General features: G+C 62.3%; 8 protein-coding genes. 6 read left to right on the top strand and 2 right to left on the bottom strand.

Annotation, left to right across the window (positions count from 1 at the left end):
* Position 1 precedes the first annotated feature (1 nt).
* From murJ to ispH, 6 genes are all read left to right on the top strand, one after another.
* A complete protein-coding gene (gene murJ, locus BLQ74_RS06220; protein ID WP_090261672.1) occupies positions 2-1,540 on the top strand; it encodes a murein biosynthesis integral membrane protein MurJ in 1,539 nt (512 codons plus the stop codon).
* 102 nt (positions 1,541-1,642) lie between these two features.
* Positions 1,643-2,581: a bifunctional riboflavin kinase/FAD synthetase gene (gene ribF / locus BLQ74_RS06215; protein ID WP_090261671.1), complete on the top strand. Its 939-nt coding sequence runs from the start codon at positions 1,643-1,645 to the stop codon at positions 2,579-2,581.
* Positions 2,582-2,604: 23 nt separating this feature from the next.
* Positions 2,605-5,439 carry an isoleucine--tRNA ligase gene (gene ileS / locus BLQ74_RS06210; RefSeq protein ID WP_090261670.1) on the top strand — a complete coding sequence of 945 codons (2,835 nt, stop codon included), beginning with the start codon at positions 2,605-2,607 and terminating at the stop codon, positions 5,437-5,439.
* Positions 5,432-5,950, top strand: coding sequence for a signal peptidase II (gene lspA, locus BLQ74_RS06205; protein WP_090261669.1), 519 nt, complete (start codon positions 5,432-5,434; stop codon positions 5,948-5,950). Before ileS ends, lspA begins: the two co-directional genes overlap by 8 nt.
* The gene (fkpB, locus tag BLQ74_RS06200; RefSeq protein WP_090261668.1) at positions 5,943-6,395 is read left to right on the top strand and encodes an FKBP-type peptidyl-prolyl cis-trans isomerase; all 453 of its coding nucleotides are present in this window, start codon (positions 5,943-5,945) and stop codon (positions 6,393-6,395) included. Before lspA ends, fkpB begins: the two co-directional genes overlap by 8 nt.
* Before the next feature lie 86 nt (positions 6,396-6,481).
* Entirely contained in the window at positions 6,482-7,426 is a 945-nt protein-coding gene (gene ispH / locus BLQ74_RS06195; protein WP_090261667.1) for a 4-hydroxy-3-methylbut-2-enyl diphosphate reductase, read from the top strand.
* Positions 7,427-7,489: 63 nt separating this feature from the next.
* Here the strand turns inward: ispH and BLQ74_RS06190 are convergent, their stop codons facing one another.
* Together BLQ74_RS06190 and BLQ74_RS06185 are read right to left on the bottom strand one after the other, a co-directional pair.
* A complete protein-coding gene (locus BLQ74_RS06190; protein WP_090261666.1) occupies positions 7,490-7,900 on the bottom strand; it encodes a type IV pilin protein in 411 nt (136 codons plus the stop codon).
* 11 nt (positions 7,901-7,911) lie between these two features.
* Entirely contained in the window at positions 7,912-12,666 is a 4,755-nt protein-coding gene (locus BLQ74_RS06185; RefSeq protein WP_090261665.1) for a PilC/PilY family type IV pilus protein, read from the bottom strand.
* Positions 12,667-12,679 lie beyond the last annotated feature (13 nt).

Here is a 12,679-nt window from a genome sequence, read left to right as displayed (position 1 = left end):
AATGAATCTACTCAAATCGCTGGCTGCGGTCAGCTCGATGACCATGGTCTCGCGCGTGCTCGGCTTTGTCCGGGACACCATAGTGGCGCGCATGTTCGGGGCCGGCATGGCCACCGACGCCTTCTTCGTCGCGTTCAAGTTGCCCAACCTGCTGCGCCGTATCTTTGCCGAAGGTGCTTTTTCCCAGGCCTTCGTGCCGATCCTGGCGGAGTACAAGACGCAGCAGGGGGAAGCGGCGACCCGTACGTTCATTGCCTATGTGTCCGGACTGCTGACGCTGGTCCTGGCGGTCGTCACCCTGCTTGGCATTCTCGCGGCGCCCTGGGTGATCTGGGTAACGGCGCCGGGTTTCGTCGATTCCCAGGAAAAGTTCGAACTCACCGCCGCGCTGTTGCGGGTCACCTTCCCCTACATTCTGCTGATCTCCCTGGCGTCTCTGGCCGGGGCCATTCTCAATACCTGGAACCGCTTCTCGGTGCCGGCCTTCGTGCCGACCTTGCTGAATATCAGCATGATTCTCTTCTCGCTGTTCCTCACCCCTTACTTCCATCCGCCAGTCATGGCATTGGGCTGGGCTGTGCTGGCTGGCGGCTTGGCGCAGTTGCTCTATCAGCTGCCGCATCTGAAGAAGATCGGCATGCTCGTGCTGCCGCGCCTCAATCTGCGCGATGCGGGGGTATGGCGGGTGCTCAAGCAGATGGGGCCGGCGATCCTCGGCGTATCGGTGAGTCAGATCTCGCTGATCATCAACACCATCTTCGCTTCCTTCCTGGCCGCCGGATCGGTGTCCTGGATGTACTACGCCGATCGCCTGATGGAGCTGCCCTCCGGTGTCCTGGGCGTGGCGCTGGGCACCATCCTGCTGCCGTCCCTGGCCAAAACCTATGCCAACGCCGACCGCCATGAGTATTCACGCCTGCTGGATTGGGGCCTGCGCCTGTGTTTTCTGCTGGTGCTGCCGTGCTCGCTGGCCCTGGCGCTGATCGCCGAGCCGCTGACCGTGTCCTTGTTCCAGTACGGCAAGTTCAGTGGCACTGACGCGCTGATGACCCAGCGGGCCCTGATCGCCTATGCCGTCGGCTTGCTCGGCATCATTCTGGTGAAGGTGTTGGCGCCTGGTTTCTACGCGCGGCAGAACATCCGTACGCCGGTGAAGATCGCGCTGTTTACCCTGGCATCGACGCAGTTGATGAACCTGGCGTTCATCGGCCCGCTCAAGCATGCCGGCTTGGCCTTGGCCATCAGCCTGGCGGCCTGTTTGAATGCCGGCCTGCTCTACTGGCAGCTACGCCGCAATCAATTGTTCGAGCCGCAGCCGGGATGGCCGGTGTTCCTCGGCAAGCTGGTCGTCGCGGTGCTGGTGATGTCGGCGGTTCTGTTGGCGCTGATGCATTTCATGCCGGCCTGGGATCTTGGCGGCATGCCGTTGCGCCTGGCGCGCCTGGGCGTCCTCGTGGGGGCTGGAGTCGTCGCTTATTTCGGCATGCTGGCGTTGCTTGGCTTCCGCCTGCGAGACTTTTCCCGGCGTTCGGTTTCCTGATGGGCGCCTGATTGGGTGCATCCGTACCGGCGGCGGGATTTTGCCTGTCGCACAGCCACGGGTGTGGGTATAATCGACCACTTTCTGAGCAATACGCGCGCTATGCAGCTGCTTCGAGGCCTCCACAACCTGCGGCCCCTGTCCGGGGGCTGTGTCGCCACCATCGGTAATTTCGACGGCGTCCATCTCGGCCACCAGGCGATCCTGGGGCGTCTGCGCGAGCGCGCGCTGGAGTTGGGCGTGCCGAGCTGCGTGGTGATCTTCGAGCCGCAGCCGCGCGAATTCTTCGCCCCGGATGCCGCGCCAGTGCGCCTGACCCGCCTGCGCGAGAAGCTCGAACTGCTGCGTGCGCAGGGCGTGGATTTCGTTCTCTGCCTGACCTTCAATCGCCGTCTGCGCGAGCTGTCGGCCGCCGAGTTCGTGCGCCAGGTGCTGGTGGAAGGTCTGGCGGTTCTGCACCTGGAGGTGGGGGACGATTTCCGCTTCGGCTGTGACCGTTCCGGCGATTTCGCCTTCCTGGTCCGGGCCAGCGAGGCGCAGCACTTCACCGTCGAGGCCGCGACCACGGTCGAGGTGGATGGCATGCGGGTGAGCAGTTCGCGAATCCGCAAAGTGCTCGCCGATGGCGATCTGGCTATGGCCGAGCGCCTGCTCGGTCGCCCCTATCGCCTGAGTGGCCGTGTACTGCATGGACAGAAACTTGGCCGCCAGCTCGGTTCGCCTACCGCGAACATCCAGTTGAAGCGGCGCAAGGCGCCGTTGAATGGGGTTTACCTGGTCAGCACCCTGGTGGCTGGCCAGCGCTACAACGGGGTGGCCAACATAGGCACGCGGCCGTCGGTGAATGGCGACGGTCGGCCCCACCTGGAAGTGCATCTGCTGGATTTCGCCGGTGACCTCTATGGCCGGCACCTGGATGTGACGTTCCACCAGAAGCTGCGTGATGAGCAGCGCTTCGCCTCCCTCGAGGCGCTGAAGGCGGCGATTCTCGCCGACATCGCCGCCGCCCGGGCCTACTGGCTGGGCCAACCGCTTGATTGAAGAGATCCTGAACAGGCCCTGAGATGACCGATTACAAAGCCACTCTGAACCTTCCCGAAACCGACTTCCCGATGAAAGCCGGCCTGCCGCAACGCGAGCCGGAAACCCTGAAGTTCTGGAACGATATTGGCCTGTACCAGAAGCTGCGGAAGATTGGCGAAGGTCGCCCGACATTCATCCTGCACGATGGTCCGCCCTACGCCAACGGCAGCATCCATATCGGTCACGCGGTCAACAAGATCCTCAAGGACATCATCGTCCGTTCCAAGACCCTGGCCGGCTACGACGCCCCCTATGTGCCGGGCTGGGACTGCCACGGCCTGCCCATCGAGCACAAGGTCGAGACCACCTACGGCAAGAACCTGCCGGCGGACAAGACCCGTGAACTGTGCCGCGCCTATGCCAGCGAGCAGATCGAAGGGCAGAAGGCCGATTTCATCCGCCTGGGTGTGCTGGGCGATTGGGACAATCCCTACAAGACCATGAATTTCTCCAACGAGGCCGGCGAGATCCGCGCACTGGCGGAGATGGTCAAGCAGGGCTTCGTGTTCAAGGGCCTGAAGCCGGTGAACTGGTGCTTCGACTGCGGCTCGGCGCTGGCCGAGGCGGAAGTCGAGTACGCCGACAAGAAGTCCCCGACCATCGATGTCGGCTTCCTGGTGGAAGATGCCGACAAGCTGGCCGCCGCCTTCGGCCTGGCCAAGCTGGAAAAACCGGTGCAGATCGTGATCTGGACCACCACCCCATGGACCATCCCGGCCAACCAGGCGCTGAACGTACACCCGGAAATCGACTACGTGCTGGTCGATGTCGGTGACAAGCTGCTGTTGCTGGCCGAGGCCCTGGCCGAGTCGTGCCTGGCGCGCTACAAGCTGCAAGGCCAGGTGATTGCCACCGCCAAGGGCGAGGCGCTGGAGCTGATCCGCTTCCGCCACCCGTTCTACGAGCGCTTCTCGCCGGTCTACCTGGCCGACTACGTCGCCCTGGACGCCGGCACCGGTATCGTTCACTCGGCGCCGGCCTACGGCGAGGACGACTTCTATAGCTGCAAGCGCTATGGGATGAGCAACGACGACATCCTCAATCCGGTGCAGAGCAACGGTGTCTATGTCGAGTCGCTGCCGTACTTCGGCGGCCAGTTCATCTGGAAAGCCAACCCGAACATCGTCGCCAAGCTCGAGGAAGTCGGCAGCCTGCTGGCGCACGAGAGCGTCAATCACAGCTACATGCACTGCTGGCGGCACAAGACCCCGCTGATCTACCGCGCCACCGCGCAGTGGTTCGTCGGCATGGACAAGCAGCCCGCGTCGGGCGCCACCCTGCGCGAACGCGCCCTGAGCGCCATCGAAGAGACCGAGTTCGTTCCGGCCTGGGGCCAGGCGCGCCTGCACAACATGATCGCCGGCCGTCCTGACTGGTGTATCTCGCGCCAGCGCAACTGGGGCGTGCCGATCCCGTTCTTCCTCAACAAGGAGAGCGGCGAGCTGCACCCGCGTACCGTCGAGCTGATGGAAGCGGTTGCTCAGCGCGTGGAGAAAGAGGGCATCGAGGCCTGGTTCAAGCTCAATGCCGCCGAGCTGCTCGGTGACGAAGCCGCGCAGTACGACAAGATCAGCGACACCCTGGACGTCTGGTTCGACTCCGGCACCACCCACTGGCACGTGCTGCGTGGCTCGCACAGCGAGCTGGGGCATGCCAGCGGCCCGGCCGCCGACCTTTATCTGGAAGGTTCCGACCAGCACCGCGGCTGGTTCCACTCGTCGCTGCTGACCGGTTGCGCCATCGATAACCACGCGCCTTACCGGCAGTTGCTGACCCATGGTTTCACCGTCGACGAGTCCGGCCGCAAGATGTCCAAGTCGCTGGGCAACACCGTGGTACCGCAGACCGTGATCGATACGCTGGGCGCCGATATCCTGCGCCTGTGGGTGGCCTCGACCGACTACTCCGGCGAGATCGCGGTGTCCCAGACCATCCTGCAGCGCAGCGCCGATGCCTACCGGCGCATCCGTAACACCACGCGCTTCCTGCTCTCGAACCTCTCCGGCTTCGACCCGGCCACGGACCTGCTGCCCAACGACCAGTTGCTGGCCCTGGACCGCTGGGCCATCGACCGCGCCCTGCAACTGCAGCGCGAGCTGGAAGAGGCGTACCGCGAGTACCGCTTCTGGAACGTCTATTCCAAGGTGCACAACTTCTGCGTGCAGGAGCTGGGCGGCTTCTACCTGGACATCATCAAGGACCGCCAGTACACGACCCCGGCCGACAGCGTCGCCCGTCGCTCCTGCCAGACCGCGCTGTTCCACATCGCCGAAGCGCTGGTGCGCTGGGTCGCGCCGATCATGGCCTTCACCGCAGAGGAAGTGTGGAAATTCCTCCCCGGCGAGCGTGCCGAGTCGGTGATGTTGACCACCTGGTATGACGGCCTGTCCGAGCTGCCGGCCGACGCCGAGCTGGATCGCGCCTACTGGGACAAGGTCATGGCGGCCAAGGCGGCGGTCAACAAAGAGCTGGAAAACCAGCGCGCGGCCAAGGCCATCGGCGGTAACCTGCAGGCCGAAGTGACCCTCTATGCCGAGGACGCGCTGGCGGCTGACCTGAACCGGCTGGGCAACGAACTGCGCTTCGTGCTGATCACCTCGACCGCTACCGTCGCGCCGCTGGCCGATGCCCCGGCCGATGCGGTGGACAGCGAGCTGCCGGGCCTCAAGCTGAAGGTGGTGAAGTCGGCCGAGGCCAAGTGCGGCCGTTGCTGGCACTACCGCGCCGATGTCGGCAGCCATGCCGCTCATCCTGAGCTGTGTGGCCGTTGCGTCGAGAACATCGAGGGCGCCGGTGAGGTCCGCCACTATGCCTGATGTGTTGCCGAACGGCCGTTTCGGTCGCTTGCCCTGGTTGTGGATAACCGTGCTGGTGCTGGTCCTCGACCAGCTCAGCAAGGCCTATTTCGAGGGCGCGCTGAGCCTGTACCAGCAGATCGTGGTCATCCCCGATCTGTTCAGCTGGACTCTGGCCTACAACACCGGGGCGGCCTTCAGCTTCCTCGCCGACAGTTCCGGCTGGCAGCGCTGGCTGTTCGCCTTGATCGCCATCGTGGTCAGTGCCGTGCTGCTGGTCTGGCTCAAGCGCCTGAAGCCGAGCGACACCTGGCTGGCAATTGCCCTGGCCCTGGTGCTGGGCGGTGCGCTGGGCAACCTCTACGACCGCATCGTGCTCGGCCATGTGATCGACTTCATCCTGGTGCATTGGCAGAACCGCTGGTACTTCCCGGCGTTCAACCTGGCCGACAGCGCCATTACCGTCGGCGCCATCATGCTGGCGCTGGATATGCTGAAATCCAAGAAATCCGGAGAGACCGCCCATGGCTGAGCCATCCAACGACATCCAGCGCATCGGCCCGGATACGCAAGTCACCCTGCATTTCGCCCTGAAGCTGGATGACGGCAATGTCGTCGATAGCACCTTCGACAAGCAGCCGGCCACCTTCAAGGTCGGCGACGGCAACCTGCTGCCGGGCTTCGAGCTGGCGCTTTACGGCCTCAAGGCCGGCGACAAGCGCACGCTGAGCATCGAGCCGGAGCAGGGCTTCGGCCAGCCGAACCCGCAGAACGTACAGGTGATGCCGCGTGATCAGTTCCAGGGCATGGACCTGTCCGAGGGCCTGCTGGTGATCTTCAACGATGCCGCCAAGACCGAACTCCCCGGTGTGGTGAAAGCGTTCGACGAGCAGCAGGTCACCATCGACTTCAACCATCCGTTGGCTGGCAAGACGCTGGCCTTCGATGTCGAAATCATCGACGTACGAGCGCTGTAAGGACGTAGGACGGGTATCGCGAAGCGATACCCGTCATGCTCGCGTAGCAAACTGGCCAGCGTATTCGCGCGCCGAGACATTCCATCATGCAGATAAAACTCGCCAACCCCCGTGGCTTCTGTGCCGGCGTCGATCGCGCGATCGAGATCGTCAATCGCGCGCTGGATGTGTTCGGTCCGCCGATCTATGTGCGCCATGAAGTGGTGCACAACAAGTTCGTGGTGGAAAACCTGCGCAACCGTGGCGCGGTGTTCGTCGAGGAACTCGACCAGGTGCCGGACGACACCATCGTCATCTTCAGCGCCCACGGCGTGTCCCAGGCGGTGCGCAAGGAAGCCGAAAATCGTGGCCTGAAAGTCTTCGATGCGACCTGCCCGCTGGTGACCAAGGTACATATGGAAGTGGTGCGCTACAGCCGCGATGGCCACGAGTGCATCCTCATCGGCCACGAAGGCCACCCCGAGGTGGAAGGCACCATGGGCCAGTACGACAACAGCAGCGGCGGCGATATCTACCTGGTGGAAGACGAGGCCGACGTCGCCGCCTTGCAGGTGCGCAACCCCGAGGCGCTGCATTTCGTCACCCAGACCACCCTGTCGATGGACGACACCTCCAAGGTCATCGACGCCCTGCGCGCCAAGTTCCCGCACATCCAGGGACCGCGCAAGAACGACATCTGCTACGCCACCCAGAACCGCCAGGACGCGGTGAAGGAACTCGCCGACCAGTGCGACCTGGTGCTGGTGGTGGGCAGCCCGAACAGCTCCAACTCCAACCGCCTGCGTGAGCTGGCCGAACGCATGGGCACTCCGGGCTACCTGATCGACGGTGCCGAGGATCTCAAGCAGGAGTGGTTCGCTGGCATCCAGCGCGTCGGCGTCACCGCCGGTGCCTCAGCGCCGGAGGTTCTGGTGCGCGGAGTCATCGAGCAACTGCGCCAGTGGGGCGCTGATGTGGAAGTGGAGCTGGAGGGGCGGGAGGAGAACATTACTTTCTCCATGCCCAAGGAATTGCGAGTGAAGGCCGTCTAGGCGCGAGCGTCTGGCAGCCAATAGAAAAACCGCTGATGCGGTTTTTTTATTGGCTGCGGTTCGCTAGATACCGCTGCAACTGTTCCAGGCATTGGCCAGTGCGCCGGTACCGCCGCGAATGCCGGTGGAGCTCAGTGTCACGGTGCCTCTCCCTGCCATGATTCCGCCAGCCACTGGTGTTGCGGTGAGGTCGTAGCTGCTCGCAGTCTGGTTCGCCAGGGCGATGTTGAAGATCGCCGTCGCATCCACCGGGCTCTGTGCGTAGGCGCCCAAGGTGGCGCCGACATAGCTATTGTTCTGCGCGCGGAAGCGCTCCATCAGCCCGGCAGCCCCGGTCAGGGTTCCCTTGACGTCCTCGCAGGCGGTCCTGCGCACATAGGCCGTGTAGGAGGGCAGGGCAATGGCGGCGAGTATCGCCACTACCGCTGCCGCGATCATCAATTCGAGCAAGGTGAATCCCTGTTGGCTTTTCATCGAAACGGTTCTCAAAGGTTGTCCTCATCAATCCAGTAGTACTCGCTGGTATTCAGCTGCCGCGGCTTATCGACCTTGGTGCCGTTGATCACGAAGCTGGTGCCGCCAATGCTCACCAGTGTTGGGTCGGGCAGCAGGCCGGTGGTGTTGACGACGCTGAAGCGTGCCGAAGGCGAGGTGGAGTTGCTGTCGGTGCTGACTGGCGTGGCATCGGCCAGGTTGACCACGTAGGAGCGGTTGACACCGACGCTGGCCTGGCAGGAGTTGGCGTTGGCGGTCGGTTCGTAGGTATTGAAGTAGAGATAGCCGTTGACCGTCAGCGCACGGGTCAGGACTTTTTCTCCGCCCGTGCCGTTCATCTTGATCATCCAGCCGCCACTGGTGGCACTGAACGCGCTGCTGGCATCGGCTTTTTCGCTATCGGTGCCGGCCTGGAGCAGGTTGTTGGTGGCATCGTAGAGACTGCTTTCGGTCAAGGTGCCTTCACTGGTCGAGGGCTTTGTCAGTACCGGTGTGCGGAAGGAATAGAAGCGGTCCTCCGTGAGTTTATTCAACGGGTGGCCGCGATAGCCTGAGCCGATATTCACAGTCAGTGCCAGGGTGCCGTTGACATTGAGCAGGGCGACATCCGGTTCGTTGTAGAAGCGCCTTAGCTTGGCTTTGCGCTGGGTATCGGTGGTGGTGCCGGTATCGGCCGGAACCACATTGGCGAAGACTCCGTCATTACTGGAGCCAGCTGCGGTGACCAGGTCGGTGCCGCTGCTGCCGTTGTTGATGTAGAAGCGCCAGACCTGGCCGCCCATGTCACCGACGAAGAACTGATCGGCGAGTTGATTCGGATCGTTGGCCAGGGTGCCGTCGGCATTCTGCTGCAGATCGATGACGCGTACTGGCGCGGGCATGCTGTAGTTCATCTTGCTCAGATGCAGGGTACCGGTGGTCTTGCTCGCCGACCAGATCAGCGCGCCTGTCGTGGCATTGACGATATAGATCGCGTTACCCATGGTGTCGGCGGTCTGGATGTTGACGTTGTCCTGGTTCGGGTCGTAGCCGCCCGCGAAGATCAGCACGTCGGTCAGGGTGCCGCCGACATTGATCCTGGTTTTCACCGGTGCCGACCAGGTTTGCCCGAGTTGCTCGAAGCCGGCGCTGACCCCGCCTTTTATCAGCCACAGCAATTTGGGCGCGGAGCGGTCGGTGACATCCAGGGCGTAGATGTTGCGCCCCCCGCGGCCCATGGTGCCGTAGGCATAGACGAACTCTCCGGAGTTCAGTCCGCTCAGCAACGTCGGGGTTGCGGCGCTGGTATCGAGGCCCCCGTAGATTACGCCGTTCTTGTTGGCGTCGTTGACCCACAGGGTGACGGTATTGTCCATGCCGTAGGGGCGCGGTTTGGCGGTGGTCGACTTGGCGTTGGCGGCGAGTTGCGGGACATGCGCCAGCAGAGGTTCAGGCATGAAGGCCAGTTGCTCCTGCCCGTTGCTGGTGTTGAACAGGTGCAGGAAGCCTTCGTTGGTCGACATGACCGCGCTCTGATCTTCCGAGCCGGTTTGGCAGGTCTTGTAGGTGCTGTCGGTATAACTGCTGCACGCATAGGTGACCAGCCGTGGTGACGAGTGCAGTGGATCGCCCAGGGCCTTGCGTTGTGCACCGGCGGTACTCAGTCCGCGAATGTAGTTGATCGCCGCAGTGCGTGCCGTGGTGTCGGTCGGGTCGGTGATACCCAGCACGCTGTTGGTCAGTGTGGTGTTGGCGGCATTGAGCAGGTAGTTGGCCTGGTTGAGGTTGACCGCTCCAGTAGGGGAGTTGCCGATGTAGGTGTAGAGGTTGCGCGATGCGGCGTCCGGAAGGTTCGCGGCGGCCCCCCCGGCTGCTGTGTTGTTGCCATCGGCGGTGGCGCTCCAGAAGCTGCGTGCGGAGTCCTGGAAGAAACCGGTTTGCGGATTGACGGCGTTGACGTTGTCGGCGTCGACGATCTTCGCGGTGGCGGTATTCAGCCGGTAGCGCTTGAGGTTGCCGGGCCAGGTATCGGTTTCCTGGGGACGGAATACCGAGAAGTACAACTCGTCCTTGTTGTCCTGGCGGTTGAAGGTGTTTACCGGCGCACTGGCCGCGACGAAGGTGCTATCGGTGGATAGTACGTGCTGAATGATGTCGTTGAAGGCGCTGGATAGATCGCCTGCGGTGGTGGCGTTGTAGGTGGCTCCACCGCCGTTGGAAGCCAGGTCGGCCAGGAATTTCTTGATATTGGTGCTGTCCGGCTCACCGCTGGCATCCAGAGCGAAGCCCACGGTATGGGTGGTGATGGTGTTATCACCGTCGATGCTGTTGGCTTGGTCGTTGTTGGCCATCCAGGTGGCCAGACTGCGCGCGCACCTCTCGCCGTCGTCGGTGGAGTCGCTGCTGCAACTGGTGCCGGTCAGGGAGGCAATGTCGTTCTTGGCCGCCGTGGTGTTCTGGTTGGCCTGGCCGTCGGTGAGCAGCACCAGGTGGGTGGTCTGGCAGGCACTGTTGATCGGGCTGGGGTAGCCATTCTCGCCATTGCGCAAATAGTTCACCGCTTCGTCCAGTGTTGGCACGATCGGTGTGCTGCCGGTCGGCGTGAGGCTTTGCACCAGTGCGTTCAACTGGTTGCGCACGGTATAGGGGCTGGTGGTCATACCGCCATTGGCCAGTTTGATGCGCAGGCGCAGGGATTGTGCCGGGTTGCTCTCGTAGGCCTGAGCATCCAGGGAGGTGTTGGCGCTAGGTTGCACGAACACCGAGAGGGCATTGCCAGGGGTCCAGCCACTGCGGTTGAACACCGTTTGCAGCGAGGAAGCCAGGCCGCCACAGGTGAAGCCATTGCCGGCGGTCCAGCCACCGTTGCCGTTATTGATGGTGCAATTGACCGCCGAGGTGCTGTTGCGCGAACTGAAGTTGCCGTTGGTGGCCTGGAAGGCAGCCGAGTTGTCAGTGTTCTCGAAACTGACACTGGTGCTGACACTGGGTGAGGACACCGTATTGTTTGGCGTCATGATCAGCTTGGCATCCAGTACGGTGGCGTTCTTGGACACTGGCAGGTTTTCGTAGCGGGCCGCGACTATGCCGCTATCCAACGGTAGCGTCGAATTTCCCAAGGTAGGGGCATTGGCGCTCCACCAGGAGCTGGACTGCTCGAAGCCATCATTCTTGGCATCGGTGACCCGGGTTTCGATGATCGGGTTCAGGCAGCCGCCGCTGCCGCCGGTATAGGTGACGGTTAGGGTCGGTTGCAGGCCTACGCCGGCTTCGTAGCTCGACGCCGTGCGCGAACCGCTGCCGCTGTCGGGAATAAAGAAGAATGCTGCAGCGTTGTTCCCGCACCAGCCACTTTGATTGACGATTTCCTGCATTACCGCTTTGACGTCAGGTCCATCGATGGGGACCGGCGGGCTGGCAGTGGACCAGGCATCCGGTGTCCAGTTGACCAGTGCTGTTGTTTTGCCCAGTGCTGCGAGGTTTTGCGTAGCGCTGAAGGTTGGAGCGTCAGCGATCAGTTGGCCTTTGACCTGGAAAGTGACTGGATCGCTGTTGCTGGTCGCAGGTACGAAGGAGATCACCGCCTTGGTGACAGTTGCGCCCTGGGGAATGCCGACGTTCTGGAAGCGTAGGGCCCCCATGCGGGAAAGAGTGACATTGGCTGTAGTGGTGTAGTTGACCACAAGGGTCGGCGCAGTACCGGTTGGGCAGCCTCGCACGCAGAAAGTGTAGTCATTCGCCTGGGTCGCGCGGAAACTCATTAGTACGTCACTGACCGGGCTGTCGGTTGGCGCCAGAGCCTGCAGCGTCTGCATCTGCGTGAGAATATCGAACTGCACCGTATTGCCGTTCCGCCAACTTGGGGCCGTGACATTGGTCGTGGCGAATGTGCGCGTATTACCTAGTGGGGTGCTGTCATTAAGAGCGTTAGGAGTCTTCGATTGCTGGATATTCAATCTCAGGGTGGGGGGCGTTGTGCTCTTTTTGCCATTGGTAGGTGTCAGCTGCAGATACGCACTGGTCAAGGTGGCATTGGCCGGCAGTCCAAGCGAGCGGAAGAAGAATAGTGCGGTCTGGTTAGAGGTGAGGCTTTGGGTGGTGCTAGGCGTCGCGTTTATGTTGAGCTCAGAACGATCCTGATTGCTGCAAATTTTGGTATCGCGGTTGGACACGCCGGTCGTATTCATGCGGCAGGCATAGTCCGTCGAATTCGTGGTGCTCACGAAGTAGGCATCGGTATCTCCCAGAATCGAGCTGCCGCTGCCGTTACTGGTGGTGGTGCTGCCGATATAGCCCATCGGCAGGCTGGTCTCGCCGATAGTGGCGGTGGATGAGGTATCGGTGCGCTGCGTTGCATCGTCGCTACCCTGGGCGATCTCCGGGCTGCCGGCATACAGAGTTGCCGAGCTGGGCAGCGGGTTGTCGATATTGGTCACCGGGTACAGCAGGCGCTGGCTGTTGTTGAGAATCATCAGACCGGCGTTGATGCCGTTGGTATTCATGATGATGTCGGAGAACGCCTGTTTGAGCACGGTCATGCGCGACTGCTGACTGCCATACGGGTTGCTGTTGCTGTCGGTACGCCAGGCCATGGAGCCGGAGTTGTCCAGCACGAACAGCACGTTGGGCCGTACGCTGTTGTCGATCGCCTGGCCACCGAAGAAGATCTCGGTGTCGTCTGCATAGCTGAGCGTGCCAAAGCCGACACCGGCAGTCAGCAACGCGCCACTCATCAGGCTGCGGAGAAAGGACAGGGAAGTATTCATTCTGTGCACCTGA

This window comes from Pseudomonas panipatensis (assembly GCF_900099785.1).
GTDB classification, from domain to species: Bacteria; Pseudomonadota; Gammaproteobacteria; order Pseudomonadales; family Pseudomonadaceae; genus Pseudomonas; species Pseudomonas panipatensis.
Note: the sequence above shows the minus strand (reverse complement) of the source record. Positions and strands in the feature narration are given on the sequence as shown.